The following is a 26,995-nucleotide window of genomic DNA, read 5'->3' on the forward strand; positions in this document are numbered from 1 at the left end:
GCTGCTCGGTCTGTTCCGGCTGCTCGGCCTGTTCCGGCTGCTCGGTCTGCTCCGGCTGCTCGGTCTGTTCCGGCTGCTCGGTCTGTTCCGGCTGCTCGGTCTGCTCCGGCTGCTCGGTCTGTTCCGGCTGCTCGGCCTGTTCCGGCTGCTCGGTCTGTTCCGGCTGCTCGGTCTGTTCCGGCTGCTCGGCCTGTTCCGGCTGCTCGGTCTGTTCCGGCTGCTCGGTCTGTTCCGGCTGCTCGGCCTGTTCCGGCTGCTCGGTCTGTTCCGGCTGCTCGGTCGGGTTCACCACAGCTAGAGCTTTTACCGTCACCTTACCAGGTTCCTGTGCCGTCACTGTGATTATGTTGCCGGTCAGTTGCTCACTCGTCACCACTGGTTCTGTCCCGTCGGTGGTATAATAAACATCCGCTCCTTCTGGGGCAGTTACTTCCACATTTACTGTTTGTCCCACATAGTAGGTGTCTGCCTCAGGATCCTTCACAGCCAGGGAAAGTCCAGGACTTTCTGCTGATGCCACGGCCACACTCGAAAGGAGCATTGACAGGCTCAAACAAAACGCGGTTGTCCGGCGTAAGCTCTTTCTCATCCCGAGCATCGCCCTCACATTAAACACAAAACTTTTCCTCCTTTATGCAAAAGCGGAAAGCGAGCGGGAACTAACCCGCCCGCTTTCCATCCCTTGACAATATGGACTTAGAAAACTAACCCCTATTTTTAGTTGCCAGCCAACACAGCAGCAGGTTTCAGGTAGAGATCTGCAACTGCATCCATGCCAGCAATCTGGGTATGATTACCGGATCCGCCAATGACGCTATACAGACCGAGCTCGAAGTCAGCATCGATCTTTACACTAGAAACCAGGGCTTCGTCACCGTTTTCATCCTCAGCGAAAAACGCAGAGACAGGAACTGTCAGAACCAAGTCGCCACCATTGTAGTAGGGAGCATCGCTAACGGTGAACGCTAAAGTTTCGCCATTCAGGGTGAAAACGCTAGAGTCCGTGATGTAGCCGTAAAAGCCCATCTTGTAGACTTTCTGAAGAGGGATGGTAATATCGACCATAGAACTGTCGTCTGCATTCACTGACACGGTGTAGCCGTCGGCAATAGCGTCGTTCGCCATGGATTCATCCGAAGTGCTGCCGTCCTTATAGATTACGACCGTTCCGTTAGTGATTTCCGAAACGGAAGCTGCACTGGCACTGACGGCCAGGGCACAGGTCAGGCACATGGCCATCGCCAGGGCACCCAGCTTCTTGAAGATACTGTTGTTCTTAGTAGCAGTCATAAAAAATGCTCCTTTCATTTCGCCGCCGTGGTTGGCGGCATGCAGTAGGGTGAATATGAACGACCCTCCGTCTCAGGAGAAACGAATGGTGTCTTAAACCTCCCGCGGCCGATCGAGAGGGTTAGACCGAAGTCAAACAGAGAATCAGTTGTCAATATTTGTCGAAGGTTAGCTGTCGCTAACCTCTATTCTTAAAAAAAGCTTCCAACGTTTTTTGATTGGAAGAAATATTAGCTGTCTGTAATGATAATATAATAGTGTTCATAGAATGTCAATATATTTTTATATTTTATTTTTCTGCCGTTAGAATCGTGCAACCCTTGTGCCCCAATGGTTAGCTAATACTAACCTTTATTCAAATTAAAAACTCCCGCTTACTATTAGAGGGAATCATTTCCATTGATTATACCTGCATATAAAGCAAAATTCAAGATGCAGAAATGTAAAAAACAAAAAAGCCAACCGCATTAGGTTGGCTTTTTGCGCTTTACGCTTCATGATGATCGGCCTGCAGAGCAGCAGACCAAAGTTTATAGTTCTGTCCAAGGATCCGCAAAACCTGATCGATCCCACCCATTGCATCTGCCAGGGTTTTGAGCTTATTCAGTCTTCTCACTCCCCCCAAGTCCTCGCAAAGAGCAAAGAGTGCGGCCATCCCATCCTCGCCACCATTCCGGTCTGTCATTTTCTTAAGCCGGGAAAACGACAGCAGGTCAGCACGCACCTTATCAATGCCGCCGGATTCCTCCAAGAATACCAAAGTCTCTTCCAGTTGATCATCACCACCCGCTCGGGCGGACAACTCTCCTTTGCGGCGGATTCCCTCAGCACCGCCGTATTGGTCAATAATGCTGATCAGGTTTCCGCTAATCGTCTGATTATTTCCCTGTCCAAAGGCGCGTGCCATGGCATTCATCACATCTACCGCATTGGCATCACCGCCCCGGATTCGGGCAGCCATTTCAACGTGATGCTGAATAGCCTCCATTGTCTTGTCTGTGATACTGTGTTCCCAATGGCAGGCTTCTTCGTCAGCCTCCTCTTTTGGGACGCCCAGACAAGTCAACCATCGCTGGATCTGTTGATGCTTCTCCAGGATCTGGCTCGCCAGCTTTTCCCCTTCAGGCGTTAGCACCAAAGTCTGCTTATTGGACTTCCGTCCGCCCCGGCGCTCCAGCGGCTGGATGTAACCGGCATCCGCAAGGCGGTAGGCGGAGTAATATGCCGTCGTCAAAGCAACGCCCAGGGCCTCAGCCAAGTCGCTTACATAAGCACGGCCTTTATCAATATGAATCATTAGGATGGCTTTCAGACAGTTTTCATCTGCCTGTCTGCTGGCATCCATGCGAGCGTTACCTACAATGGCCATAGATTGGAAATCCTCCATTTTATATTGTGCGAATGTGGTTTTATATATTTTATCTGTAAGCTGCGCTTTTGTCAAATAGACGAATTATTAGAGGGTTTATTCTCCCTTTTTGATTCATCTGTTGACCTATGATTTCTCAGGATCCCCTTTTTTCAGGAGGTAAGGATGCCCAGAGCAGCAGAATTGCTGTAGAGTAGCGATTTGCGAAAGGCGGAAATTGCAGCGAGCGTAAGTAGGCTACGAAAATCAAAGCAAATTTACGGCGGTCTTTGTCCGGCACTTCGGCTGCCCACTGCTGGGGTATTCATCGCAGGGCGCGGCTTTCGTTACCTGATGGCAATTAACGCAGACTTTCAGCCCAGAAAGAAGCCCACAGTTCTTTTTATCCGGAACTGTGGGCTTCTCTCATTTCTATTGTACAAAGAATTATGGCCTTGCCCCACTCAACTGCCACCGGGCGCTTTCGGTCTGGAGCTCTACCATATGCCGGAACAGTCCGCCTTCCGCCATCAGCTCCTGCGGGGAACCCTGCTGCTCCACGCGGCCATCTTTCAGCACCACGATATGATCCGCCCCGGCCACAGTGCGCATCCGGTGGGCAATGACCAGCACCGTCTTGCCGGTCAGCAGCCGGGAGAGCGCCCCCTGCACCTTGGTCTCGTTTTCCACATCCAGGGAGGCAGTGGCCTCATCCAGCAATACGATGGGAGCGTCCTTGAGCAGCGCACGTGCAATGGAGATGCGTTGCCGCTCGCCGCCGGAAAGTTTGGCGCCGTTTTCTCCGATGGGCGTTTGGTAGCCCTGAGGCAGTTTGCTGACAAACTCCTCGCAGTTGGCGGCTTTGGCCGCGGCCATCACCTCTGCGTCGGAGGCACCCCGCCTGCCCAGGCGGATGTTTTCCATCACCGTGTCGTCAAACAGCACCACATCCTGAAAAACCATGGAGTAATCGGTCAGCAGCACCTCTGGATCCACGGTAGAAATATCCACCCCACCCACTTTGATAGCGCCCCCGGTGACATCCCACAGGCGGGCAGCCAGCCGGGCGCATGTGCTTTTGCCGGAGCCGGAGGGGCCCACCAGCGCGGTGATCTCGCCTTCCTTTGCAGTAAAGCTGACATTGTGCAGGACGGCCTTTTTGTCATAGGCAAACTCCACATGGTCAAATACGATGTCGTGTCCCTTAGGATGAAAGGTTTCCGCCCCTTCGGCAATCGGGGTGTCAAACAGAGCGTTCATCCGGTCTGCCGACACCTGGGAGACAAACAGCTCGGCAATCAACGCAAGGCTCTGATCGAAGGGGGCATAGATCCGGGTAATGACCATGAGGAACAAGAACAGCAGCATGAAGTCAATCTGTCCGGACAAAATCAGCCCCGCGCCCGTAAGGATCGTGGTCGCCACGCCCAGCCGCATGATAACGCTGGCCCCGTTGACGAACAGGCCGGTAACCAGCTCGCCGCGGATCATGATCCGTTCATGCTCGTCGATCTTCCGGTACAATCCTGCAAGATACCGCTCCTCCTGATTGGTGGCACGGATCTCCCGCACATTTTCCAGCGCCTCCTGCATCCCATCCGAAACCCGCACGGCGGCGCGCTTGGTCTGCTCGGCCTGGCGTTCGGTGAGCTTCCGGCTTCCAAACAGCAGGCCAAACGCTACCGGCACTCCCCAAAGACAGGCAATAGTCAGCCGCCAGTCATACCAGAACAGGCAGACTGCGATCACGGCGGTGGAAATGTAGGAGCCGTACAAGTAGCCCAGCACATGGCTCCAGACATGTTCCATGCGGTTGACATCGCCCATCAGGGTCTCCGTCAGGTCGGCCAGATCCCGCTTGCCAAAAAATCCAAGGGGCAGCTTGCGCAGCCGTTCCGCCAGCCGCAGCCGGGTGGCTTTCACCTCACCGTACACAAGGCCATAGGTGGCTTTGTACTGCTGGAGATGGGTGAGAAAGGAAAGAAGCGCAAACACCAAAAGTCCGGCCAGTACAGGCAGGGAGTCGGTCAGGGAGACACCGTCGGTCAGAGACGCCATCAGGGCGGACATCACAAGGTACAGGATGCTGACTCCGCCCATGACCACCAGATTGACGACCACCGTCCAGAAGGTGCCCTTTTTGGTGTTCTGTACACCCTGATCCGTCAGGGCATATTTCCGCTGAAATTTTGCTCCAAACATTTATTTCCCCTCCTTGCCGCTTTCCATTTTCCATTGGATCGCCTGATTGTAGTCGGCCCACATCCGGGTGTACAATTCGCCTGCCGCAATCAGCTCCCCGTGGGTACCCTGCTCTGTCACCCGGCCGCCCTCCAGCACCAGAATCTTATCCGCACCCACCACCGTGGAGAGCCGGTGGGCGATCATAATGACGGTGCGGTCCTTTGTCAGCTGAGCGAAGGCTTTCTGGATCAGGGCTTCATTTTCCGGGTCGGCGAAAGCGGTGGCTTCATCCAGCACCACGATGGGTGCATCCTTCAAAATGGCCCGTGCCAGCGCGATGCGCTGGGCCTCGCCGCCGGAAAGATAGGTCCCTTCGGTTCCGATCACAGTATCCAGTCCCTGGGGCAGCTTTTCCAGAATGTCGCCGCACTGTGCGGCTTCCAGGGCAGCCAGCACCTGCTCACGGCTGGCGTCGGGGCGGGAAGCCCGGACATTTTCCAGAATGCTGGCCTTGAACAGCCGGTTGTTCTGAAACACAAAAGCGACCTGATCCATCAACACATGGGGATCAATCTGGCGTACGTCCACGCCGCCCACTTCGACAGTGCCGGTATCTGCGTCCCAGAACCGGGGAATCAGGCTGGCGGCTGTGGTCTTGCCCCCGCCTGAAGGCCCTACCAGCGCCACTGTCTGTCCGGGCTCGGCGGTGAAGGAAACATGGGACAGGGCGGGAGACTGCGCGCCGTCGTAGGTAAAGCTCACATCCCGGAATACCACCCGGTTGTCCCTGGGGGACTGTGGATGATCCGGCACCGCCAGCGTCGGCGCGTCCATGACTGGCTGGAAGCGGCCCAGAGCGGTGTCGGCCAGCATCATACCGGAAGCCGCAAACATGATTTTGGCCAGTGCGGTGGAAATGATGGCGGAGAATACAGCGTAGAAGGCGAAATTTGTGACAAACCCCGCAAAATCACCGGAAGCCAGCGCGCCGGGAGCCAGGAACAGCACCACCGGCACCAAAAACAGAAAGGCGCCCTCAGTAAAGGTCAAGTTGATGGACTGCGGTACGCGGCACACATCACCTTGATAGTGCTCCGCCTTGGTGCTGTAGTCCTCAATGGCCTGCTGGAATGCCTTGAAAGAGTACACAGTCTGCTGGAAGATCTTGACCACCGGGATACCGCGCACATATTCTGTGCCGGATTTGGTCATACGATCCTGGGCCGCCTGGTATTCCGCCATCAGCCCGGCGTTCTTGCCGCCCATCATGCTGAACATGGCAAGGATGGAGATCACCGCCGCCAGCAGGCAGGCCGCGCCCATACGCCAGTCAAATACAAACATCAGCACCAGCATGGCGAGAAACAGGGTGATCGTACCCACGATGTCCGCCAGATTGTGGGCCAGCAACGTTTCTGTATCGGCGGCCGCTGCATCCAGCCGGCTGCGGATCAAACCGGAGGCATTGGCGTCAAAATAGCCCAACGGCGCCTGCATCACATGTGCCATGCCCTGTTTGCGAATGTTGGACGCCGTGCGGAACGCCGCCAGATGGGTGCACATCAGACCCAGGAAGTAGATGAGGATGCCGCCCACCGCGAAAGCGAAGGCGATCCAGCCGTAGTCCGTCACGCTCCGGGCCTGCGTCCAGTCCGGCGCCACAGCGATCAGATCCCGTGCTGCCAGCCAGATGCAGAGGTACGGGATCATGCTGCACACCATGGACACCGCCGACAGCCCCAACCCCAGAAAGGTGAGCCGCCGGTGGCTGCCTGCATATCCCAGCAGGACGGTCAGAGCGTTTTGCTTCTTTTGCTTCACAAATATTCCTCCTTTTTAGGTTAGTTATTGCTAACCATTGGTGTAAAAAGAAAGGGGAGCAGCCCCTATCTTACTGAAAAATGGTGCGGCTCATGACTGGCCGATCAGCTTCAGCCATCCAGCGGTGTAAAAATCCCGCAGCTGGTCCACATACCGCACGGCCTGCTCCTTTGGCATATCGTGGACGACGATCTCGAAGATGCCGTTGAACATCCCGCTGGCGATGATGTGACACAGCTGTGCATCCAGCTGGGGGCATTCATGCCCCAGACGGTGCAGAACCTCCAGGTATTGGAGGGTGTATTCCACTTCGACCTCCACCATGTTGTGGACGAAATGCTCATAGCTGGTGCCCTCAGCCTTGCACAGCAGCAGCTTCACCTGCTCCCGGTGGTCACAGATGTAGTCCACCATCCAATGCACACATTGACTGGACTCCAGCCCCATGTGTTCCGGCTGTTCCTGCTCTGGCAGCTCGGCAAAGGAGGTCTGGGCCTCCATGAACCGGCCCATCAGTGCAGCGGCATGGGGCTCCACAATGGATGCAAAGAGCGCCTCTTTGCTGGAGAAATAGCCGTAAAATGCGCCGGTGGTGACACCAGCCTGCTTCACAATCTGCCGCAGAGAGGCACCCTGAAAGCCTTTCTCCGAGAATTCCTCTATGGCAGCCCGCTGGATTTTTTCCAGCGTGGCGGTAGACTTTTCTTCCATGTGTCTCCCTCCATATAACAGTGCTATATAACACTGTTATAATAAGATAAGTAGCGTAGTTTGTCAAGGACCAGTGCATGAAGCATTCAATAAAAGAGGTTACTGCATAAAAATAATGCAGCAACCCCTTTAGAAAATCTATCGCGTTACTTTTATCTCCTATAGGAAAGTCCCCAAAACTGTTCATAGATTTTAGTATAGGTAAATACCCCACCTCTGTTGGTAACCGGCTGCAGGAAAAGCGGGTTAGCCCGGAACAAAATGTCCAGAAGTGGTCGACAAATTATTATGTTCGTCTCATTAAGTGCCTATATTCCTCTGGTAAAAGTCCTGTACTTTTTTGAAATAGACTTGAAAAGTGTCCGGCATGGTTATACCCAACAGCTTTAGCTATTTGGTTTATTTGTAAATCAGTTTTAAGTAGCATGTATTCTGCCTGTGCGATCCTTTTATTTTGGATATATTCGGTGAGTGTACATCCGCAACATCTCTTAAAGCAATATCGGAGCTTTGACTGGCTCATACAAGCAATTTTTGCTAATTGCTCTATACGCAAGTCAAAAGCACAGTGATCTGCAATATAAGATTTTACAGTATCTAAATTTTGTATATCTTCAAAAGACAACTCCCTTTTTACTTGATATGAAGTTTTAGAAACAGTTGTCTTTTCAAGGATAAGAGAAACAGCTTCAGCAACTTTGCTTTCATAGAATAAATGTGCTGTGGCACCAACTCCTTGAAATGCCTGTATTTGTCTCATCAGGAGTAATAGTTCTGGAAAATCGGAACTGCCGTCTATATTAAGAAAGGCTGCTCTTGGATCTGGAAACTTATCAGGATATTTTAAGTTTAGGTAATTACAAAAATATCCTGGTACGAGCATTAGTTCCATTCCCCGAATTGGAATATCTTTATGATACTTTACACGGAAAATCTGCTGATCAGAAACATGTCCCCTAACACAATTTGCATTTAATCTTTTATACGTGGTCAGTTGTTCTGCAGATACTGTATCATAATATGCAATGGACATAAAATCAGGTTGTTTGTACTCTATCACCGTATCTTCTTTGAGCCGTAAATCCATCACGGCCAGCGCAAACATTCCTTCGCGCTCATAGTACCAATAATACCCTTCCCCTAAATGGGAAGATAATTCATAATACTTCCCTTCTCTATTGAGGTTTCCAGGATTATCAGAGGGATAAAATCCCCATTGTGAAAGACAAGGCAACATCAATTCTTTAATCGGATCTGCCATCGCTTATTCCTCACTATCCCTATTCAACAAATTTATATCACGTTTCAGCAAACTTCCTTCAAAGCTATTGTACGGACTGTTTCAATGCTGTAAAGTAAATTGTTAGAGGTTAGCTATGTCTAACCATCGCTTTTATGTATAACAGATTTTACATTTTATTTCAAGTGTTTGTATCAGTCAATCTATCAAAAAGGGCTTTTACATAGGCTTGAAGCAAAGGAAGAAGGGATTAGAAAGTGGGAAAGCTGAGTGATGTTGCGGAACACCAAAAAGTTAAAATCACCTCTATTGATGGAGATACACGATTTTTAACTCGTATCACCTCTATTGGTTTGACCGTCGGAGGCATTGTTCAGATGGTTAGTAATCAAAAAAAGCGGCCTTTGTTGGTTTATAGCAGAAATACTTTGATTGCTGTAAACCGCAAGGAAAGTGAAAAAATAGTTGTGGAGGTGATTTGAAATGTCCAAACAGACAACTATCGCGTTATTAAGCCAGCCTAACGCCGGTAAATCAACATTGTTTAATGGCTTAACAGGCTCAAAACAACATGTTGGAAATTGGCCCGGAAAAACGGTTGAAAAAAAGGAAGGGCATTTTTCACATAATGGAACAAGCTATACGATTATCGACCTTCCTGGTACATATAGCCTTTCAGCAAACTCCAACGAGGAAATCGTGACCAGAGATTATATCGCGTCTGGAAATGCCGACCTTGTTTGTATTTTGGCAGATGCTTCACAATTAGAGCGGAGTTTATTTATGTTAGCGGATTTTGCTGGAATAACAACTCCCGTCATGGTTGTATTAAATATGATGGATGTTGCCGCACAGCAAAAAAAACAAATTGATTGTGATGCAATCGCACAGAAACTTAATGTTCCTGTAATCGGAATGTCGGCCGCTAATTTGAAAGACTATGAAGCCTTTTATCAAGGGCTTGAAGCTGCATTAAAGTCTCCCAGAACATTAGACGTAAGTAACATTTTTTCCCTATATAGAACCCGGATCGGGGAGAACTTTCAATCACTAATAGATTTGCTCCCCGATAATGGTATTGATGCCTATTCCAGAATGTGGCTTGCTGTCAAATTGATCGAAAATGATAGCGTAATAAAAGACAAGGTATCTGCTCTTGTATCGGAAAATGCTTGGGAAGATATAGATGCGTTGCTATCCGCTATCAATAAAGGAAACTTATTAACTGGAGATTGCAAATTTCAATGGATCGATACTATTTTGGCTGGATCGGTTTCCGAGCCACAAACAGAAAAAGAAATACAAAGCAAATTTGATCGTCTTGCTACCAGCCGCCGCTGGGGAAAGCCTTTAGCGATTGGAATTATTTTAGCGGGGCTTATTGCTTCACTGGTAATCGCGTTGCCCCTTATCAAAATAATGGATGTTGTAATGAGCGCAATACAGTCTGGGGTATCTTTTGGGCTGGCTTCAATAGGAGTGCCTGCTTTTATTGATGCACTTTTGTGCGATGCTATTCTTAGTGCCACTAAATTTGCTTTGCAAATGCTTTGTTTCGTTTTTGGTGTCAGCTTCGTCTTCGGATTTATTGAAGAAGTCGGATACATGGCTCGTATATCATATGTATTTGATGGAACAATGTCAAAATTAGGATTGCAAGGAAAGGCCATTATGCCGTTCTTGGTGAGCTTGGGGTGTAATATTGGCGGCTCATCTGGCACAAGAGTATTAGACTCTTGGGGGCAAAGGGTAACGGCGATCGCTACATCATGGGTTGTACCTTGTTCTGCTACCTGGGGTGTTATCGGTCTAATGTGCGGGACTTTTTTTGGCGCAGGAGCAATTTTAGTCATTATTGCTCTATTTGCTGTGGCTCTCTTACACATTATGATTACTTCCAGAATATTCGGAAGAAAACTTTTACAAGAAAATGATCGGTGCGGTATGATTATGGAATTACCGCCCTACCATAAACCGAAGTGGAAAAATCTTTTCCGCTTCGTTGGGAAAAGATTAGGCGATGTATTTAAACGGGCTATGAAGATTATTGTTCTTGTTGCCGTATTCTTCTGGTTGCTCTCCTATACACCAGACGGAAACATTGCTAACAGCTTTATTTATAAAATTGGTGTTGCTATTGAGCCTATAACTATGTTTTTCGGCCTAAAGTGGCAGCTATTTATCGCATTTCTATCTTCTGGATTGGGCAAAGAAGCATCTCTTGGTGTATTAGCGGCGCTATTTGATCTCGGCTCGTCCGCCGGCAACTCTGGCGTTTGGGGCGCTATGTTTTCAAGCGGAGTTACAGATAGCGCCGCTTTGAGCGGCACACTTTTGACTATGGTGAGCAAGCCAGAAGCTCTTGCTTATATTTTTGCATTTTTCTTCAATGTGCCTTGTATTGCGGCTATGGGTAGCGCATTTCAGGAAATTCATTCTTGGAAGTGGACAATAAAGATTATCTTGTATTACATTTTTGTCGCTTTGATTTTGTCCACTATCGCATATCATATAGGATTGTTGATATTCTGAAATGTTGAATGAAATTATGGCGCTTATGCGCGCAGGGCACATGTGGAGCATTTCTGACATAGCCGAAAAGTTAAACACATCAGAAAGCCGGGTAAGAGCCGCAATCAAGTTTTTAGAACAAGCAGGATATATTAAGCGGACAAGTATGACGGGGTGTAGTGGACAGTGTAAAAACTGTCACGGTTGTGATGGCCTGGCCAATTTATCTCATCAATTATTTGTTTGGGAGATAAGAAAATAAACATTAGCAAACAGAAAAACGGGCAAGGTAATCTTCCCGTCCATTCAAACTTTTAATTTCAATAGGCGTTCAAATTATTCTGCCCTATCAGGGAAAGAAAAACGCTGATACGGCAGGTAATTTGAGCGCCTTTTTTATTTTTCTGCAGCGGTTTTGAAATGAAAAAAGTCAGCCCCTCAACCCGTCCAACTTTAAAATTTTTTCCCCTTCCTTTTTCAAGATATATGATCAGCAGCATTCCTTTTTTAGTCCCGGCCATAAAAACGTCGCTTTTCACGAAGAAATAGCGATGTTTTAGTGTTGATTGGCTCTGTTTTATTATGTTTTATGAATATGCCCTTGTATAAAACCCTCTTCAAGCATCCTCCGGCACTTACTCTTTTGAGAAAAAGGTAAGGTAGCAGGAGTAAATAATGACACCGATAGTAATGAGAATAGCAATCAGACACTGTGGTTCTTTCATGTACTCCCAGGCATTAAGGAGCCATGTGCCGTGAAGCATCTCCAAGGATTGTATTACTCTAAGGCAGTACAATTCGGCTGAAAGAAACAATAAACCTAAAATAATGCCACTAATTCCTAAATGTTTTTTCATAAAGAAAACTCCTCTTATACATACACCATCGCATTACTAAAACGCGCCGCACAAACCGTGCGGCGCGTTTGGTGCCTATGGCATCAGCAGCTCCAGCAGTTGCCGGATATTCTTTTTTCCGAAGGAAATCTGCTCCCCGCGGTTGACTACCAGGCAGGGCACGCTCATCACCTGATATTGTTCCCGCAAATCGGGGAAATGGTTCAGGTCATACACCTGAGCGGAAATATCAGGATGGGCCGCAGCCAGACGCTGTGCCGCCGTTACCAGCTCCGGGCACATGGTACAGGAGAGGGACACCAGCACCTGAAGCTCCACCGGCTTCCGGATAGCCCGGATGGCCGCCTCAGTATCTTCATCCAGAGCCTGGCCCGGCCCGGCCGCATTGTAAAGCCCCAGGACAAAGGAGGTAAACTCATGGCCTCCTGGCACGCCGTGAAAGGCCAGGCCTGTCCAGCTCCCATCGGAGCGGCAGATCTGGACACAGGGAAGATGCTGGACCTTAGACGGATCGCCCTGCTCCACCGACAGCTTGTCACTCTGAGCAGCCAGCTCCTGCATATAGTGCTCCAGCTCGGCGGAGACAGGTGTTTCGTCCAGGCAGAGCCGCAGAATCAGTGGGGAAGCCATCCGTTCAAATACCGTTTGGAGCTGGGAGAGCATTTCCCCGGTAAACAGACTGTCGTTCGTCTGCGTCTTGGCCTCCGGTTCCGGCGTCCGACTCTTGGGAGCCTGGGGCCGCAGACCGGTTTTCTGCTGCATGGCAGCGCACAGCCGCTCCAGCTCGGTGGCGGCCAGAGCGCCGTCGCCCACAGCGGTGACCACCTGGCGCAGAGGCTTGACACACACATCACCGGCGGCATACAGACCATCCGCCGTGGTTTTCTGGCTGCGGTCGGTAAGGACATAGCCCTGTCCGTCCAGCTCAGCCAGACCACGAACCAGCTCAGTGGCCGGCTCGTACCCGGCGAACACGAACACGCCAAAAGTTTCCCCGTCCGCTGCCTGATGCTCCGTCTCCTCTCCGGTTTTGGTGTTGCGCATCCGGATGCTGCGCAGCGCAGTATCTCCGGAAACCTCCTCCACCACCGTATTGGTGAGAATGGTGATCTTCTCATGGTTCCGGGCAGCGTCCGCCGTGGCCTGGGCACAGGTAAAATCATCTCCCCGGATAAGGATGGTCACATGCCGGGCGTACTTGGTGAGAAACACGCTCTCCTCCGCTGCGGCAAAGCCGCCGCCCACCACAAAGACATCCTTTCCGGTGAAAAACTCTCCGTCGCAGGTAGCGCAGTAGGCCACGCCCCGGCCCCGGAACTGCTCCTCACCCCGGAATCCCACCATGCGGGGATGGGCGCCGGTGGCCAGCAGCACACCGAAGCAGCTCAGCGCCCCACGGCTGGTGCGGACGGTTTTCACATCGCCCTCCAGCTCCAGGCCGGTGACCTCTGCCAGCAGGAATTCCGCGCCGAAGCGTTCCGCCTGTCTGCGCATGGTCTCGGTCAGTTCGGCACCGCTGGTGCGCTCCACGCCGGGGTAGTTGACCACCTCCGAGGTAATGGTGATCTGTCCGCCGAAGCGTTCCTGTTCTACCACCACCACACGATAACGGGCACGGGCCAGGTAGAGGGCCGCAGTCAGTCCCGCCGGGCCTCCGCCGATGACCACTACGTCATAGAGATGTTCCATCTGTTCCATGGCTTACAGCTGGCCAACCAGATCCAGGCTGGGCTTCAGGGTCTCGGCGCCGGGCTGCCACTTGGCGGGACAAACCTCGTCCCCATGCTCCGCTACAAACTGGCAGGCCTGGACCTTCCGCAGCAGCTCGTCGGCATTGCGGCCCACGTTGCCGGCGTTGACCTCATAGGCCACGATCTTCCCCTCCGGGTTCACGATAAAGCTGCCACGCTCTGCCAGGCCGTCGGCTTCAATGTAGACCTCAAAATCCTTGGACAGGCAATGGGTGGGATCGGCCAGCATGGGATACTGGATCTTCTGAATGCGCTCCGAGGCGTCGTGCCAGGCCTTGTGGACGAAATGAGTGTCGCAGGAGACGGCGTAGATCTCGCAGCCCACCGCCTGAAACTTCTCGTAGAGGTTGGCCAGATCCTCCAGCTCCGTGGGACAGACGAAGGTGAAGTCAGCGGGATAGAAGAAAAACACGCTCCACTTACCCAGCACATCCGCCTTGCTGACAGCGCGGAAGGCGTTGTTCTGGTAGCACTGAACGGTAAAATCGGCAATTTCTTTCTGAATCAGGGACATAGGATAGTACCTCCATTCAATATTTTGTTGGTTAGCTATCGCTAACCGCAGGACAATTATACATTCCAACGGGTTATCCGTCAAGAAGAACCTCAAGGAAGTCGTTCCTCTCTGCCTCTCTATTTACATCCAAGAAGCATTGACCGGACGATCAAAAGTCTTCTCCATCCCGAAAAAGACAGTTTATACAGTGGGAGCGATATTCCTGGTGTCGGCTAATGTATTGGTTTCCCCACTCGCTGAACTGCTCTAGTAAATCAAGAAGGGTTTTGCCATTGTTCGTCAGCTGATACTCCACGCGCACCGGAACTTCGTTGTACTGCCGTCGACTAACAATTCCGTATTCCTCAAGATGCTTGAGGGATTGGGACAGCATCACATTGGTGATACCCGGAACACCCCTCTTAATCTGATTATAGCGTAGCGGCTTTCCATCTTTTAATAGGCAAATAATACTCAAACGCCATTTTCCACCCACCACATCCATGACCAGGCGCAATGGACAAATCTCAGACTGCTCTGTGTTCATGTGCTGGACCTCCTCAGGTAAGAAAAAGTATACCATGTACAAAAAAACTGCGTTATTGATAAAGTGCTTGAGCGCTGTATAATAAAAAAAAGTACATAAATTATACCAGGTATTTAGAACTTATCAAGGAGGTTTCTCATGCGACTGGCTATTGTATACGATACTAAGACCGGAAACACCGCCAAGATGGCAGAATATCTCATCGAAGGCTTTACTGCTGTGGACGGCGCGGAAGCAAAGGCCTTCCCCATTACCGCAGTGGATGAGGAGTATGTGAAAGAAAGCGATGCCCTCATCGTCGGCACGCCGACCTATAACGGCTACCTGACCGCTCGGATGAAGGCCTGGCTGGAGAGCGCGCCTGCCAAGTTGAATGTTGCGGGCAAGCTGGGCGGTGCCTACGCTACCGCCGCCTTTATTCATGGCGGTGGAGATCTGGCTATCCAGTGCATCCTCACGCATCTTCTGGTGGACGGCATGATGGTGTACTCCAGCGGACAGGCTAAGGGAATGCCCGTCATCCATCTGGGGCCGGTGGCTATCGCTCCGGATCTGGATGCTTTTGCAGACCTGTTCCGCATCTATGGCAAGCGTATGGCCGAGCAGGTTGCGTGCATCGTCTAAAGCGCCAGTTATAGAGAAAGGCATTTCTTTGCAGGAGGATCCATTTGTGATCTCCGGATCCTTTCATGACCAAAGATACTGAATACTATAAAATTTCCCTAGTAGACGGATGGGGCGTTTAAGCACTTTTTGCTCGATTAAAAGCGAAATTAGGAGCGTCATCGTTGGATCAAAATATCCGACGATGACGCTCCTATTGTCAGTCTGAGGAATTAAATTGTCCCATAAGCCATTTATTTTCGTATCATAAGGATATCTTGGGTTCCGGAAGAGAGCTGCTCGGTGCGGCTCTCAATTTTGTTTAACCCTGCCGCCCGGTTGTCGTTTCCACCTCTCCGGCCCGCACAGCCAAATCCATACCGTTGAGGAAGTAGGGCAGATCGCCCTTCATCATATCCCAGTGGCCAGTGGGATCCTCCGCACCCCCCTCGGATACCACCAGAGGCACAGTAGAGCAAGCGAAATGGAACTTTCCATGACACTCCCATTGGCACTGTACGGTTTCACAGACAGACTAAGGATAAATATAGAAATTTATAATCTTCTTCCCTATGTGCGCTCAGAAATATACTCGGTGATGCATCTTACATGTTCCTCCAATCGAAACAGCAGGGCAAGGTGTCCTCCGGTCAGATTGGTAACGACAGTGGGGTTTGGCATCACGGCAATCAGGGCGTCCTTGCAGTCCTGTGTGAATGTGGTATCGTCTTCGGACAACATCAGCAAAACCCTGTTGTCCCATGGGACGAAGGTCTCCTTCGTCATTCCTAAATGGTTTTGTGTGTCGATCAGCAGGTCTATCATGTGGCGTTCATATTCTTTTGTCAGAAGTTCCATCACGATGCCGCATAATTCTTCCATGACCACTTGTTCCTGCGAGGTCAAGCCACTTTTTTTCTGATCCATAACCATCCGTCTGATGGATTGTTTGACCGCGGAAAGGGGTAGGATCGAGAGCAGCTTTTTGAATTTCTCCTGGCTTTTGATCATGTTCATCAGATGGGCATGGGCAGAAGGACTCATGTCTTGGGAAAGAGAGCAGGTGTTGGAAAGAACCAGACCTGCCACCACTTCCGGATGACAGGCGGCGAGGATCTGCGCCACAACGCCGCCAAGGGACTGACCCACCAACCAGACTTTCTCTCCAAGGTGATGCAGAAGTTCAGCCACCGCCTGCGCAAGCGCCTTGTTGTCGGCAGCGCAGATGGGATAGTCGAAGGTAAGGACAGAGAACTCCTTGGCCAGGCGATCAAAATGAAGATAAAACAGATCGGACAAACCCAGTCCTCCAGTCAGCAAAGCAATGGTCGCCTTTGCCTGTGGGTTCTTGTAGTAGCGGTAGGGAAAGGATTTTCCGCTGGGCAACACCAGTATGTCTGTCGGGTATATTTGGCGAAATTCCGCTATATTCATGGTTGATTCCCCCATTTTTACAATTTGAGCTGTATCATCTTCACCATACACCAACGATCCGAAACTGCCATGCTGACCTTTGTGAAAAATTGCAGACCGTCTTTGCGGATATGGCGATAGTAAGGTTCCTGGACAAGAACCTCGGCCCCACCGCCGATTCTCCCGGCCAGTTCCGCCGCTGAATCCACATAGAAAAACATCCGAGCATCGGCGTGACCTACCTGCTTCATGTACCTCTTCCGCATCATGGACATACCACTTTTGCTCACAGCATCAAAGACAAGTTGGATCTTTCCGAATTGCTGCAGCATTCGGAACAGCCCCACAACCTTAGCCTCCTCAAAATAGTGGAACAGCCCGCCAGCAGTAACCAGGATGGGAGCATCCGGCACATCGGCGCGGATCCGCCTGACCCAGTCCTCGGCAAAGGCATCCCCAGCAAGGTAGATTTCCCGCTCTGGCTCCGGCAGCAGCTCCCGCCGGTATTCCACCACATGCGGCAGATCCACGGCATACCAGCGAGTGTGACCGTTGTCGCAGCGATGATACGTCGTTTCCAGACCGCATCCGAGCTGGACAATGACACCGTCCGGCCTGCGCCCCAGAAATGCCCTGATGAACCGGTCCATATTGGCCGAGCGAACAGCGGAGGCCAGCAGGGTATACTGACTCTGGTCATTCGACTTCAGCAGATCGGACGGCAGATTCTCCTTCAGCTCCAGCGCCTTTTGATCGTATAAGATCCGCTGGCAATGCTCGCTGGCATAGATTCTGCCCAGCATGGGGACGAACAGTGTGTCTTCCACGACGCCTAACTTAGACATAACAACATCCCTCCTGTTTTCCAGCATCATCATTACCGCCCGGGTGTGGAAGCCAAAGGCTTCTTCCAGAGTATCCATGAGTCGGACATCCTGATAGCCCATGTCCCGCAGCTTTTGGGCAAGGGCATCCCCATCATCTTGACTACCAGTCTGACGACTTGAAAACAAATACTTATGCGGCACATCTTCTTTTCTTACAGTTCACCAAAACAGTTCACCAAAACATATCGATGAGCAGCCCCAGCCCTGCTTGGGCCGCCGCCATGATAGGACACATTAAAAACGGCCACTGGAGCAGGTGCTCCGGCAGAGCGTAGTCTTTCATCCATGCTTTGAACACATAACCGGGGTGTCCCTCCGTTCCCGGGATGATAAACCGGCTTTTCGCCTTCCTCTGAATCAGCCAGAAATCCAGAAAAAACAGGTCACAGAAATCGACCATCATCCACTGGATGTAGGCCGTCAGAACCAGAACCCAGAATCCGGTTGTCCCGCCATCCAAAGCGCTGATCGCACCATAAAGAAGGAGGGGCAGTAGCTCTCCAAAGCAGATCCAAAGCCAGTAAAAGCGGTTTTCTGCCCTGGTGGGCGGCTCTTTCGCCGCCTTGATGATGGCGGGCGGATAGCAGGGGAACATCAGCCTGGGGCGATACAGCGCCACCAGCCCGGCGAACAGGTTAAAGTAGGCCGCCATAGCGAGCCCGTCTAAAAAAGTGCGCGTCCAGTTCATATACATCCCCCATTACTATCATTTGCTCGCATTCCACGCGGGAAAACTCAGCTAGGTATCGAGATGCACGGCAGCTCTGGAACCATAACCCTCACCAGGAGAACCGTCAGGGTCATGCCGATTGGCTCTGCTTTTTTAACATATAGCTCAATTTTTGATATGCAGAAATCTGTTAATCTGTTTTATTTTCCGTCAGGAGAATACATAATCCCCAGCCCAAAAGGAGAAAAAACAGAATCGCAGGAATCAGCAGCCCGTTTTCTAAAATACTCGTGATCATCCTTCCTGGTGGTGTTACCCACGCACTTGACGGATTTTGCATTGCAGTCAATATCATTCCTGTAATTCCAACGGTACCACTCAATGTCAAAAATCCACCCTTCATCAGTCTTTTCATAATGATTTTGCCTCCTTCATGTTTTTCTTTGAAGCGAGTGGCATCTCGTTTACGGTGCCACCATTACTTCAGCGGATCCGATTCATCCAGAATATGAGGCGGCCACACACCGGGAATGGGTACACCCCGCTTCATCTTGAAGTCGCATAGTCCATCCCCGGTCGCACAGGTCTTTTCTCGGTACAGGGCAACACCAAAAGCCCGGAACATCACATAGTCCAGGTTATACATATAGGGCAAATACTCCATGTATCCTCGTTCTTTGCAGAATTCGTAAATCGGGCAAACCTGATTGTGGTAGATAACGGGATACTCGACAGTGGGCGTCATGGTCTGTGTCACAAAGCTGCCCGGATTTTTTGCGGCGTTTTCCGCATTCTTTCTGTCTTTTCGCCGCAACACTTTGTTGATAAGATCAGGGCAGCAATTGAATAGTCCGCCGACTAACCGGCGCAGCAGCTTGGGAACTGTCTCAAAATACCGCTCATAGAGCGTGGTGACCAATCGTCCCCAGTCGCGGGTGGAAAGACCGTACTGCTTGCCAACCACCCCGATAGAAACAAAGAACATACAACCGGTCAGATTTCTGGTGCCACTGCTGCTGTCCCCGCCAATAAAGGGGAGATGCTCCAGCATCTCTTGCTCGTACTCATTCCAGATTTCAGAGAAAACCTGGGGATAGGGCTTCCCGAAGATCTCCTCGATCTCCGTTCTGATAAGCTTCAGATATCCATCCATTTCCCGCCTGAGTTTGCTCTTATTTTTTTGATAATACGGATGCATGACGTCCCTCCTTGCCGCCGGGTATCAAAGTTCCGTTCTTCTCATAGTTCTTTTTGATTAGCAATCGCTAACTACATATTCACTATACTCCATTTCAGGCCTGAAATCAATTTCCGTGGTGGAATTATTCTTGAAATAAGCAAATAAGGAGAGGACCAGCACGCCGTCCTCTCCTTATTGAGAATATTTACAATTTGGGGCTTACAAAAAGAGCAGCAGGCTGATCGCCATGACCACCATGCCGGAGATCAGGCCGTAGATGGACAGATGGTGCTCCCCGTATTCCCGGGCTGCCGGGAGCAGTTCGTCAAAAGAGATGAACACCATAATGCCGGCTACTCCAGCGAACAACAATCCAAACACCGTGACGCTCATGATCGGGCGCAGCACCAGCCACCCCAGCAAAGCCCCCAGAGGTTCCGCCAGGCCCGAAAGGAAGGAGTAGCAGAACGCTCTGCGCCGGGAACCTGTAGCCTGGTAAATGGGCACAGACACCGCGATACCTTCCGGGATATTGTGGATGGCAATGGCTACAACAATCGGGATGGCCACACTTGGCTCTTGCAGTGCAGACACAAAGGTGGCCAGTCCCTCGGGAAAATTATGGATGGCGATGGCCAGTGCCGTAAAGACACCCATACGCATCAAACGCCCCGGCTGATGGGCACCCTTCTCCGTGTCCTCCATGAGCTTTACTTCGTGGGGATTCTCCGAAGAGGGAATCAGCTTATCAATGACAGCAATCACCAGCATGCCGCCAAAAAACGCCGCAACTGTCGCCCAACTGCCGGGGCGGGTCCCCATTTCGGCAATCAACGCATCCTGTGCTTTGAAAAATATCTCGATCATGGATACATAGATCATAACACCCGCGGAAAAGCCCAGGGAAACCGACAAAAATTTTCGGTTGGTGTGCCGGCAGAGAAACGCGATGCAGCTGCCTATCCCGGTGCTGAGTCCAGCCAGCAGTGTCAGAAAAAAAGCAAGCAAAACAGTATAGTCCAAAGTAAACCTCCTTGTTTGTTTTTTGGTTAGCCATAGCTAACTGCAATGATTCTATCACTCTCCTCATGGTATGTCAACGGCAAGCTCTACGTTCCAATAAAAGATTGACATTTGTGAAAAGCAGGATATGATTAAGTGTGTACTTAATCATATCCTGCTCGAGGTGAAGAAATGAAGTCTGTCACAGTATGGAAGGCATTGTCGGATGAAACCCGCAGAGCTATTTTGAAATTGCTGTTAAGCCGTAGTTATTGTGTCCGCGCATTGGCAAGACGGTTGGATCTTTCAGAAGCAGCTATTTCTCAACATTTGAAAATTTTACGGGATGCAGAGCTGGTCATCGGAGAAAAAAACGGCTATTTCATGCACTACAGCGTCAATCGTCAGCTTCTGAAAGACACGGCAAAGGAACTGGAGAGCTGGGCAGCCATTCCATGTGATACCTGCTGCCCCGAACACGGCGCCTGTATGATGAAAGAGGCGGAGCACTGCCATCTTGCCGGCAGGACCAGAACAGGCCGAACGGATACATGAAAGACATGAGGAGGCAGCTATGAAAGGACACCGTTATACCGATCTCTTTTTGACCTTTTGCAAAATCGGAATTTATTGTGCTTCCCCTTGAAAAACCTTGTAATATCAGGCGTTTCCGCCTATCAAATCCTCAAACCGTATGTACTTTCCCTTGTTTTTTCCCTTACGGGCTGAAACAAGGGAAAGATTTTTACTCCCCGTTGACCACCTTATCCAGCAGTCGGGCGGAGTTGCGTTTCGCTTCCCTCGTAGAGTGGGCGTAGATGTTCATCGTGGTACTGACGTCCGAGTGCCCCAGCAGTTCCTGCACGTCCTTGGGAGCCGCCCCATTGGACAGGAGGTTGCTCGTGAAGGTGTGACGAAGCATATGGAAATGGAAGTCCGCCAAACCCTCTACCTTCTCCTTTGCCTTGCGGCACATGATGCTCACCGTACTCGGTGTCTCTATCGCTCCATCAGGCCGGAGACAGACGAAGGAAATCTCCTTGTACCCCTCCGGCGCTTCCTCCGTCCTCGGCAGGGTATAGACCTCATAATAGATGCGGTCTTTCTCCCTGACCTCGGCGTAGTAGTTGAGGCGGTAGAACTCACCATAGCGCAGACGGTTCTTACTTTGTTCCCTCTTGGCCGCTTTGAGGATCGCCGCCAGGGTGTCGCAGAAATCCACAGTGCGGACTTTCTTCCGCTTGGTGGCCCCGATCTCCGTCTTGTGCCTTGCCCCGTTGTAGCGGATGCTCCGCCGCACCGTCAGATACTGCTCGTCCAGGTTGATATCCTTCCAGGTGAGGGCACAGACCTCACCGATACGGAGCCCGGTATAATAAGCGATTTGGATGGGCAGCAAGGCCGGGTTGTCCTTCTCTTTCAGAAAGTCCTCCAACGCTCGGAACTGCTCACAGCTGATGGTGGGAACCGCAGCGGCGTCCCCCATATCCTCGGAGAAGATGTCCGCCTCCTGCTTCCGTCCCCGCAGCTTCACATACTGCATAGGGTTGAACGTGATAAGCCGTTTAGGGAACACGGCGAAGCGGAACGAGTTTTGCAGTACCGCTGAGAATTGGAGCATATAGCCCCGGCTCATGGGCGGGGAGGTCGTTCCATCGGGATTGGCGCCGCCGTAGCTCATGAAGTCGATGAAGGCTTGCAGATGGTCGGCGGTGACGGTTTTCAGCTTCCGCTTGCCCAGGGGGTGCCGCTTGATACGGCCCACCGTCCCCTGATAAGCCATCACTGTGCCATTGCTCAATGTACCGGGCTTCAGTTCTTCCTCCACCCACATATCCAGCATATCGCCCACGGTGATGTTTTCCGCTTTCGCCACAAACCGCTTTTCCTCGTAGTCCTCCATCGCCCTGCGGAGCAGGGCTTCCGTTTCGGACTTGCTCTCGGTGCCGGGGTACTCCTTTTGCACCCGGTTCCCGCTCTCGTCCTCGATATAGAAGCGATAGTACCACTTTTTGCCCTTTTTGCGTACAGAACCTTTTGCCATAGATAAATTTTACTCCTTTCTATCCGTGGCAATCGGGACTGTGACGTATGATGTGCGTTCAATCATGTCACGCCAGCCAGTCGTACTGACTGGCATTTTTCGTTGTCAAGGTGCCACGGATCAATTCTGCCCGTTCAGCCGCTCACGGGCCTCGCTGCTCATGTCAAGCAGGTCGCCTATCTTCATTTTGGTGCGTCCCTCGTCATAGATGTGCAGAAGCCCGTCCATGAACCGCTTCATGTCCTCCACCGGCGTTTCCATCTCCCGGCGGTAGACCTTTTCAATCACAGCCCCAGACTCGATGGCGTAGCGCATCAGGGACTTCTTCAAGCCCTCGTCCTCGGCGATGTGGTCTGCCTCGGCCATCGCCCTGGCAAAGTGGACGCAGAACACGGAATAGAGGTCTACGATCTGACCGAGGAAGGTGGTCAAAAGCTGTTGGTGAGGTTCACCCTGGACGGTGGTTGTCAGTTCGTCCAGATAGGCCGCTATGTGCTTCTCAATATCCATCTGGCACAGGGTTTTGGAGTTATACTCCTTTTCATCGGATAACCCTGTCAGCCATTCGGGGGTGGTGAGAAGCGCGTCCGCCAGTCCGTTGATAATCATGGTGCGCTTGGGGTCTACCCCGTCTGTCTCGTATCGCTGGATGGTGGACTTGTTTACCCCTACCCGCCTGCCCAGTTCCGGCATGGAGATGTTGATTTCGTTCCGGCGCTCCTTAATGCGCTGCCCGACCTGCTTTGGGGTAAAGGCTATGTCTTTATCCATTGGCTCGGCCTCCTTTCGAGTGTTAGTATAACATAGGTGAATTTGATTTGCAACCCTATTTTTCAAATTGTTTTATAGAACGGACTTAAAATAGGTTGACAGGCGATGGCAGACTGATTATAATAAATCAGCGAGGGTTGCAAAATAAGTACATTGAAAGGAGCGTGACACCAATGGCAACTGTCAAAATGGGCATGACGATTGAGGAAGCCGCTGAGTGCAGCGGCATCGGGAGGAACACCATGCGGAAGCTGGTGGAGTGGAGAAAGCTGCCCGTCCTCAAGGTCGGGCGCAAGACCATCATCCGCAGCGACACGCTGGAGCGGTTCATGACCGTCAACCAGGGACGGAATCTGCTGGTCAGGGACGATGTGCGGGGCGTGGAGTGATGAGGGCCAGTCAAAAAGGCGTGAGCGGAGCGAACGCCACCACAAAGGCCTCGCCGTTTGAGAGCGAAATACACCCATCGCACAAACCTTCGGTTTGTACTCTGTGTATTTCGCCCTGCCGGGGGCTGCCGCCGCTGGCGCGGCGGTGCGGTTTAGGGCAGTCCGCACAGCGGCGGACTGCCCTAAACCGCCCTTGCGCTCCGCTGTCGCTCCACGCACCGGCTGACACAGCCGGAGGAAGGACGGAGGCATGACGCGACACAGCTTCATCCAGATGTCGAAGCTGTCCAATGTCAAGGGGCGTATTTCCTATATCACCAGCCCCGCCAGACAGGAGAACCTGTACGCCACCTATCATACCGCCGATGCCGCCTTCTGGACTTCCCTCGCAAGGGAAAACCAGCAGGAGTTCAAGCGGAGCGGCACCGAGGGGACGTGCATCGAGGCGCGGGAGTTCATCATCGCCCTGCCGGAGAAGTTCACACGCTATGACCCGCAGCGGGTTCTGACAAAGTTCACAGAGGAATTTCAAAAGCGGTATAACGTGGAGTGTGTGTCCGGCCTACACCACAACAAGGCCAAGACCAACTACCACATCCACCTGATTTTCAGTGAGCGGCGGTTGTTGCCGGAACCCGTAGTCAAGGTCGCCACCCGGAATATGTTCTATGACGAGGTGGGGAAGCACGTCCGCACCAAGAAGGAGATCACCGGGGAGGATGGGCAGATACGCCCCGGCTGTACCGTCATCAAAAAGGGCAAGGTCTACGAGAGCCATATGTTCAGCGTTAAGGACGCCCGCTTCAAGCAGGAGGGCTTTGTGGCTGAGGTCAAGGAGTTCTATACCGGCCTTATCAACCGCTATATCTCAGACCCGGAGCAGCAGCTAAAGGTGTTTGACCCGCAGAGCGTATATTTGCCCACCAAAAAGATAGGCAGGAACAATCCCAAGGCGGAGGAAATCAAAGCGGACAACGCCGCCCGTCAGGAGTGGAACCGAACGGCGGATATGGCGCTTTTGACGGGCATATCCGAGGCGGAGATATTGGAGGTCAAGCAGGCTGAGATACACGAGAAGGTCAGGCAATCCATCCATCAGGCCGGGTGGCTCCCGCACCTGTTCCGGGCCATCGTGGGCAAGGCCAGGGCCTTCCTGCAAGGGCTGATCCGCCAGCGGGCAATGCCGCCGAAGCCCACGCTGGACATTGATATGGCAGAGTTCCGTGCCATGCGAGGTCTGATGATACGAGTGAGGGACGAGGCCACGAGCATCCGATACTTGCAGGAGGATGTGCTGCCAGACTTGAAGCAGCAGCTTGCCGCCGCCACGGGTATCTTTAAGACCAGAGAGCGCAAAGACATCGCTGGGCAGATACAGCAGACAGAGCAGGAAATCAGCCACAGGATGGATGCGCTTCCCTCCATCGTCCAGGCGGAGGGTTATCCCGATGTGCAGACATTTACAGCCACCTACCGCAAGGCCGAGGCCGTTGTCAGCCAGCATAACCGGGAGTTGGCCGAGTGGGAGCGGAAGGTGCAGGAGCGCCAGCGGCCCGCCGTAAAAGAGCGGCCCCCAGAGCCGAGAAGCGTCCGGGAACGCCTGCGGCGGTTGCAGGACGAGGGCAAACGGCAACAGCCACAGCCACACAGGAGGGCAGTTGACAGGGACAGCAGATGATAGAGAACGCCGCCGCTATGGTGCAATCCATAGCGGCGGCGTACATAAACAGGAGCCAGTTTGTAGGTTATATACTGTTTTATGTGCTATAATTTTCTTGAAAATTTTTGTGCAAATTCGGTCTGCTGATTTGTTATATATATGAGGCCTCAAGAGGAAGCGGAAGGGGGTGCGCCGATGGAGCAAGAAACCGTGCTGGAGCTTTTTGACCGTTATGCGGATATGGTGTATCGTATTGCTCTCAGTTATCTCCGCTCTCCGCAGGAAGCGGAGGACGTTGTGCAGACTGTTTTTCTTAAACTGTTGGAGGGCGGCATGATAGTTTATCCCGGCAAAGAGCGTGCGTTTCTAACTAAGGTTACGATTAACCATTGTAAAAACCTTCTCACCGCAGCAAAGAAGCACGAAGCCATTCCTTTGGACGAGGCTGTTCTGCTGATACAGCCGGAGGATCGGGACATATTTTATGCGGTCATGGAGTTGCCGGAAAAGTATAGGGCCGTCGTGAGCCTACACTACTTTGAGGGCTACTCGTTTCGGGAAATCTCAGAATTTTTACACATCGGCATCTCAGCCGTTTCCATGAGATTGCATCGGGCCAAAAACATCTTAAAAAAGCAACTTGGGAGGGATTGATATGGAGCGAAACTTCAAGCGCATTTCTGATGGGCTGAAATTGCCGCAGGAGAGCCGGGAGCGTATTCGTTCCCAGCTTGCCTCCTACCAAAAACAATCGGAGGACATTCCTATGAAAAAATCGACCTTAAAATCTCGTGTGCCGTTGATTGCCGTCGCTGTTGTTATGATGATGGCATTAACGCTGACCGCTGCCGCAGCGGTGGTTGTGCATCTGTTCAGAAATGACATCATCGTGTCCAGCAGGGATGACATTCCCATGCCTTCAAGTGAAAATGGTGCTCCTGGTGCTGTTGCTATCGACGGCCCCGGAGGAAACCCGCCCGCCACTTTGGAAGAAACGATAAAATCTAATCGGTTCAAATCGGACGATTGGGTTGCGGGCGAACGCATTAACGGCGGAGTAGTATCTGAATACCATCAGTGGGACTCCGTAGAGGTTCTGAGCAGTGATCCAGTTCTCCGCAGCCGCCGCATTGGTCGGGAGGATGGCGCGGAGAAAATGGAGTATACTGCCGAAAACCCCGCAAATCTTCTGGACACGCTGACAGGTCGCGTTACCTTTGATTTGGAATGGGTGAACGAGCATTATGATTATGTTCCAGATGCCAACTTGTCCTTTGTCGTGTCCGATGCAAAAGGTGATTACGTCAGCGAGAACTTTGACGCCCTTTACGCAAAGAAGAACGGCAGCGGATATGTCGATTTCACAATCGAAAATATCGCACAAGCCGACTATTTTGTCCAAACGTATGTCATTGATGGCAGCTACGAAACCGCCTATTATTACACGTCCGTTGATGGCCATGAATTCCTGATTGAAATGGACAACGGGCACGTTTGGGCGCAGTGCCGTACAAGCCATGCCAATGTCAGCTTGCATGGTGCGTATCTGACCACGGACGAAGTGGAAGATATTCTGGACAATCTCTCTCTGGCTATCAATGAGTAAAGCGTGTTACAGCA

At 51.6% G+C, this 26,995-nt stretch carries 30 protein-coding genes; 9 read left to right on the forward strand and 21 right to left on the reverse strand.

The genetic code is table 11. From position 1 onward, the window contains the following. From ACEVJL_RS15675 to ACEVJL_RS15705, 7 genes are all read right to left on the reverse strand, one after another. The coding region (locus ACEVJL_RS15675; RefSeq protein WP_374738361.1) for a chitobiase/beta-hexosaminidase C-terminal domain-containing protein at window positions 1-484 on the reverse strand (484 nt) is incomplete at its 3' end. A 233-nt stretch (window positions 485-717) separates the two neighbouring features. Next, window positions 718-1,290: a hypothetical protein gene (locus ACEVJL_RS15680; RefSeq protein WP_374738362.1), complete on the reverse strand. Its 573-nt coding sequence runs from the start codon at window positions 1,288-1,290 to the stop codon at window positions 718-720. A 487-nt stretch (window positions 1,291-1,777) separates the two neighbouring features. Continuing rightward, on the reverse strand, window positions 1,778-2,659 hold the full coding sequence (locus ACEVJL_RS15685; RefSeq protein ID WP_374738363.1) for a metal-dependent transcriptional regulator: 882 nt from the start codon (window positions 2,657-2,659) through the stop codon (window positions 1,778-1,780). Window positions 2,660-3,085: 426 nt separating this feature from the next. Next, window positions 3,086-4,840 (reverse strand): ABC transporter ATP-binding protein, encoded by a 1,755-nt coding sequence (locus ACEVJL_RS15690; protein WP_374738364.1) that lies wholly within the window; start codon window positions 4,838-4,840, stop codon window positions 3,086-3,088. Beyond that, window positions 4,841-6,643, reverse strand: coding sequence for an ABC transporter ATP-binding protein (locus ACEVJL_RS15695; RefSeq protein ID WP_374738365.1), 1,803 nt, complete (start codon window positions 6,641-6,643; stop codon window positions 4,841-4,843). It lies immediately after the preceding gene. A gap of 90 nt (window positions 6,644-6,733) precedes the next feature. Then, entirely contained in the window at window positions 6,734-7,354 is a 621-nt protein-coding gene (locus ACEVJL_RS15700) for a TetR/AcrR family transcriptional regulator (protein WP_087376863.1), read from the reverse strand. 286 nt (window positions 7,355-7,640) lie between these two features. Then, window positions 7,641-8,615, reverse strand: coding sequence for a helix-turn-helix domain-containing protein (locus ACEVJL_RS15705; protein ID WP_374738366.1), 975 nt, complete (start codon window positions 8,613-8,615; stop codon window positions 7,641-7,643). Between the two features lie 236 nt (window positions 8,616-8,851). On the opposite strand from ACEVJL_RS15705, the gene ACEVJL_RS15710 reads away from it, so the two are divergent. Genes ACEVJL_RS15710 through ACEVJL_RS15720 form a run of 3 tightly spaced genes read left to right on the forward strand, consistent with a single transcriptional unit; the run spans window position 8,852 to window position 11,367 of the window. Next, window positions 8,852-9,076, forward strand: a complete 225-nt coding sequence (locus ACEVJL_RS15710; RefSeq protein WP_087260037.1) for a FeoA family protein — start codon at window positions 8,852-8,854, stop codon at window positions 9,074-9,076. Between the two features lies 1 nt (window position 9,077). After that, entirely contained in the window at window positions 9,078-11,126 is a 2,049-nt protein-coding gene (gene feoB / locus ACEVJL_RS15715) for a ferrous iron transport protein B (protein WP_374738367.1), read from the forward strand. A gap of 1 nt (window position 11,127) precedes the next feature. After that, window positions 11,128-11,367, forward strand: a complete 240-nt coding sequence (locus ACEVJL_RS15720; protein ID WP_374738368.1) for a FeoC-like transcriptional regulator — start codon at window positions 11,128-11,130, stop codon at window positions 11,365-11,367. A gap of 58 nt (window positions 11,368-11,425) precedes the next feature. Here ACEVJL_RS15720 and ACEVJL_RS15725 read toward each other — a convergent pair whose 3' ends face one another. The 5 genes from ACEVJL_RS15725 to ACEVJL_RS15745 form a co-directional block, all read right to left on the reverse strand. Beyond that, window positions 11,426-11,605, reverse strand: coding sequence for a hypothetical protein (locus ACEVJL_RS15725; protein WP_374738369.1), 180 nt, complete (start codon window positions 11,603-11,605; stop codon window positions 11,426-11,428). A gap of 135 nt (window positions 11,606-11,740) precedes the next feature. Continuing rightward, window positions 11,741-11,962, reverse strand: coding sequence for a hypothetical protein (locus ACEVJL_RS15730; RefSeq protein WP_087376861.1), 222 nt, complete (start codon window positions 11,960-11,962; stop codon window positions 11,741-11,743). A gap of 75 nt (window positions 11,963-12,037) precedes the next feature. Further along, on the reverse strand, window positions 12,038-13,660 hold the full coding sequence (locus ACEVJL_RS15735) for an FAD-dependent oxidoreductase (RefSeq protein WP_087376859.1): 1,623 nt from the start codon (window positions 13,658-13,660) through the stop codon (window positions 12,038-12,040). A gap of 3 nt (window positions 13,661-13,663) precedes the next feature. Then, a complete protein-coding gene (gene ahpC / locus ACEVJL_RS15740) occupies window positions 13,664-14,227 on the reverse strand; it encodes an alkyl hydroperoxide reductase subunit C (protein WP_087339465.1) in 564 nt (187 codons plus the stop codon). Between the two features lie 151 nt (window positions 14,228-14,378). Beyond that, a complete protein-coding gene (locus ACEVJL_RS15745) occupies window positions 14,379-14,756 on the reverse strand; it encodes a winged helix-turn-helix transcriptional regulator (protein WP_374738370.1) in 378 nt (125 codons plus the stop codon). 138 nt (window positions 14,757-14,894) lie between these two features. On the opposite strand from ACEVJL_RS15745, the gene ACEVJL_RS15750 reads away from it, so the two are divergent. Next, window positions 14,895-15,380 carry a flavodoxin family protein gene (locus tag ACEVJL_RS15750; RefSeq protein WP_374738371.1) on the forward strand — a complete coding sequence of 162 codons (486 nt, stop codon included), beginning with the start codon at window positions 14,895-14,897 and terminating at the stop codon, window positions 15,378-15,380. 301 nt (window positions 15,381-15,681) lie between these two features. Here ACEVJL_RS15750 and ACEVJL_RS15755 read toward each other — a convergent pair whose 3' ends face one another. The 7 genes from ACEVJL_RS15755 to zupT all read right to left on the reverse strand — a co-directional run bounded on the left by ACEVJL_RS15755 (window position 15,682) and on the right by zupT (window position 20,532). Next, window positions 15,682-15,828, reverse strand: a complete 147-nt coding sequence (locus ACEVJL_RS15755) for a hypothetical protein (protein WP_374738372.1) — start codon at window positions 15,826-15,828, stop codon at window positions 15,682-15,684. A 101-nt stretch (window positions 15,829-15,929) separates the two neighbouring features. Continuing rightward, on the reverse strand, window positions 15,930-16,793 hold the full coding sequence (locus ACEVJL_RS15760; protein ID WP_374738373.1) for an alpha/beta hydrolase: 864 nt from the start codon (window positions 16,791-16,793) through the stop codon (window positions 15,930-15,932). A gap of 17 nt (window positions 16,794-16,810) precedes the next feature. Next, a complete protein-coding gene (locus ACEVJL_RS15765; RefSeq protein ID WP_343286747.1) occupies window positions 16,811-17,695 on the reverse strand; it encodes a class I SAM-dependent methyltransferase in 885 nt (294 codons plus the stop codon). 136 nt (window positions 17,696-17,831) lie between these two features. Then, window positions 17,832-18,347: a hypothetical protein gene (locus tag ACEVJL_RS15770; protein ID WP_087260054.1), complete on the reverse strand. Its 516-nt coding sequence runs from the start codon at window positions 18,345-18,347 to the stop codon at window positions 17,832-17,834. Window positions 18,348-18,519: 172 nt separating this feature from the next. Then, window positions 18,520-18,744, reverse strand: a complete 225-nt coding sequence (locus ACEVJL_RS15775; RefSeq protein WP_087260056.1) for a peptidase M50 — start codon at window positions 18,742-18,744, stop codon at window positions 18,520-18,522. Window positions 18,745-18,807: 63 nt separating this feature from the next. Next, the gene (locus tag ACEVJL_RS15780; RefSeq protein ID WP_374738374.1) at window positions 18,808-19,527 is read right to left on the reverse strand and encodes an L-2-amino-thiazoline-4-carboxylic acid hydrolase; all 720 of its coding nucleotides are present in this window, start codon (window positions 19,525-19,527) and stop codon (window positions 18,808-18,810) included. 201 nt (window positions 19,528-19,728) lie between these two features. After that, window positions 19,729-20,532 (reverse strand): zinc transporter ZupT, encoded by an 804-nt coding sequence (gene zupT, locus ACEVJL_RS15785; protein WP_374738375.1) that lies wholly within the window; start codon window positions 20,530-20,532, stop codon window positions 19,729-19,731. Window positions 20,533-20,703: 171 nt separating this feature from the next. Here zupT and ACEVJL_RS15790 point away from each other — a divergent pair, with 171 nt between their 5' ends. Further along, complete coding sequence (locus ACEVJL_RS15790) at window positions 20,704-21,066, forward strand: ArsR/SmtB family transcription factor (RefSeq protein ID WP_374738376.1); 363 nt, start codon at window positions 20,704-20,706, stop codon at window positions 21,064-21,066. 190 nt (window positions 21,067-21,256) lie between these two features. Here the strand turns inward: ACEVJL_RS15790 and ACEVJL_RS15795 are convergent, their stop codons facing one another. Continuing rightward, a complete protein-coding gene (locus tag ACEVJL_RS15795) occupies window positions 21,257-22,555 on the reverse strand; it encodes a tyrosine-type recombinase/integrase (protein WP_278904856.1) in 1,299 nt (432 codons plus the stop codon). 120 nt (window positions 22,556-22,675) lie between these two features. Further along, complete coding sequence (locus ACEVJL_RS15800; protein WP_238073770.1) at window positions 22,676-23,326, reverse strand: helix-turn-helix domain-containing protein; 651 nt, start codon at window positions 23,324-23,326, stop codon at window positions 22,676-22,678. 173 nt (window positions 23,327-23,499) lie between these two features. On the opposite strand from ACEVJL_RS15800, the gene ACEVJL_RS15805 reads away from it, so the two are divergent. The 4 genes from ACEVJL_RS15805 (at window position 23,500) to ACEVJL_RS15820 (ending at window position 26,981) form a co-directional block, all read left to right on the forward strand. Continuing rightward, window positions 23,500-23,715, forward strand: a complete 216-nt coding sequence (locus tag ACEVJL_RS15805) for a helix-turn-helix domain-containing protein (RefSeq protein ID WP_118602308.1) — start codon at window positions 23,500-23,502, stop codon at window positions 23,713-23,715. A 250-nt stretch (window positions 23,716-23,965) separates the two neighbouring features. Next, the gene (locus ACEVJL_RS15810) at window positions 23,966-25,393 is read left to right on the forward strand and encodes a MobA/MobL family protein (RefSeq protein ID WP_374738377.1); all 1,428 of its coding nucleotides are present in this window, start codon (window positions 23,966-23,968) and stop codon (window positions 25,391-25,393) included. 177 nt (window positions 25,394-25,570) lie between these two features. After that, entirely contained in the window at window positions 25,571-26,029 is a 459-nt protein-coding gene (locus ACEVJL_RS15815) for an RNA polymerase sigma factor (RefSeq protein WP_278904853.1), read from the forward strand. 1 nt (window position 26,030) lies between these two features. After that, complete coding sequence (locus ACEVJL_RS15820; RefSeq protein WP_374738378.1) at window positions 26,031-26,981, forward strand: hypothetical protein; 951 nt, start codon at window positions 26,031-26,033, stop codon at window positions 26,979-26,981. Window positions 26,982-26,995 lie beyond the last annotated feature (14 nt).

This window comes from Flintibacter porci (genome assembly GCF_041925195.1).
Classification (GTDB): Bacteria; Bacillota; Clostridia; order Oscillospirales; family Oscillospiraceae; genus Lawsonibacter; species Lawsonibacter porci.

Coding starts and splice junctions, on each gene's coding strand:
- ACEVJL_RS15680 (WP_374738362.1), bottom strand. CDS start 1,290: ATGACTGCTACTAAGAACAACAGTATCTTCAAGAAGCTGGGTGCCCTG.
- ACEVJL_RS15685 (WP_374738363.1), bottom strand. CDS start 2,659: ATGGCCATTGTAGGTAACGCTCGCATGGATGCCAGCAGACAGGCAGAT.
- ACEVJL_RS15690 (WP_374738364.1), bottom strand. CDS start 4,840: ATGTTTGGAGCAAAATTTCAGCGGAAATATGCCCTGACGGATCAGGGT.
- ACEVJL_RS15700 (WP_087376863.1), bottom strand. CDS start 7,354: ATGGAAGAAAAGTCTACCGCCACGCTGGAAAAAATCCAGCGGGCTGCC.
- ACEVJL_RS15705 (WP_374738366.1), bottom strand. CDS start 8,615: ATGGCAGATCCGATTAAAGAATTGATGTTGCCTTGTCTTTCACAATGG.
- feoB (WP_374738367.1), top strand. CDS start 9,078: ATGTCCAAACAGACAACTATCGCGTTATTAAGCCAGCCTAACGCCGGT.
- ACEVJL_RS15720 (WP_374738368.1), top strand. CDS start 11,128: ATGTTGAATGAAATTATGGCGCTTATGCGCGCAGGGCACATGTGGAGC.
- ACEVJL_RS15725 (WP_374738369.1), bottom strand. CDS start 11,605: ATGCTGCTGATCATATATCTTGAAAAAGGAAGGGGAAAAAATTTTAAA.
- ACEVJL_RS15730 (WP_087376861.1), bottom strand. CDS start 11,962: ATGAAAAAACATTTAGGAATTAGTGGCATTATTTTAGGTTTATTGTTT.
- ACEVJL_RS15735 (WP_087376859.1), bottom strand. CDS start 13,660: ATGGAACAGATGGAACATCTCTATGACGTAGTGGTCATCGGCGGAGGC.
- ahpC (WP_087339465.1), bottom strand. CDS start 14,227: ATGTCCCTGATTCAGAAAGAAATTGCCGATTTTACCGTTCAGTGCTAC.
- ACEVJL_RS15745 (WP_374738370.1), bottom strand. CDS start 14,756: ATGAACACAGAGCAGTCTGAGATTTGTCCATTGCGCCTGGTCATGGAT.
- ACEVJL_RS15750 (WP_374738371.1), top strand. CDS start 14,895: ATGCGACTGGCTATTGTATACGATACTAAGACCGGAAACACCGCCAAG.
- ACEVJL_RS15760 (WP_374738373.1), bottom strand. CDS start 16,793: ATGAATATAGCGGAATTTCGCCAAATATACCCGACAGACATACTGGTG.
- ACEVJL_RS15765 (WP_343286747.1), bottom strand. CDS start 17,695: ATGGATACTCTGGAAGAAGCCTTTGGCTTCCACACCCGGGCGGTAATG.
- ACEVJL_RS15770 (WP_087260054.1), bottom strand. CDS start 18,347: ATGAACTGGACGCGCACTTTTTTAGACGGGCTCGCTATGGCGGCCTAC.
- ACEVJL_RS15775 (WP_087260056.1), bottom strand. CDS start 18,744: ATGAAAAGACTGATGAAGGGTGGATTTTTGACATTGAGTGGTACCGTT.
- ACEVJL_RS15780 (WP_374738374.1), bottom strand. CDS start 19,527: ATGCATCCGTATTATCAAAAAAATAAGAGCAAACTCAGGCGGGAAATG.
- ACEVJL_RS15790 (WP_374738376.1), top strand. CDS start 20,704: ATGAAGTCTGTCACAGTATGGAAGGCATTGTCGGATGAAACCCGCAGA.
- ACEVJL_RS15795 (WP_278904856.1), bottom strand. CDS start 22,555: ATGGCAAAAGGTTCTGTACGCAAAAAGGGCAAAAAGTGGTACTATCGC.
- ACEVJL_RS15800 (WP_238073770.1), bottom strand. CDS start 23,326: ATGGATAAAGACATAGCCTTTACCCCAAAGCAGGTCGGGCAGCGCATT.
- ACEVJL_RS15805 (WP_118602308.1), top strand. CDS start 23,500: ATGGCAACTGTCAAAATGGGCATGACGATTGAGGAAGCCGCTGAGTGC.
- ACEVJL_RS15810 (WP_374738377.1), top strand. CDS start 23,966: ATGACGCGACACAGCTTCATCCAGATGTCGAAGCTGTCCAATGTCAAG.
- ACEVJL_RS15815 (WP_278904853.1), top strand. CDS start 25,571: ATGGAGCAAGAAACCGTGCTGGAGCTTTTTGACCGTTATGCGGATATG.
- ACEVJL_RS15820 (WP_374738378.1), top strand. CDS start 26,031: ATGGAGCGAAACTTCAAGCGCATTTCTGATGGGCTGAAATTGCCGCAG.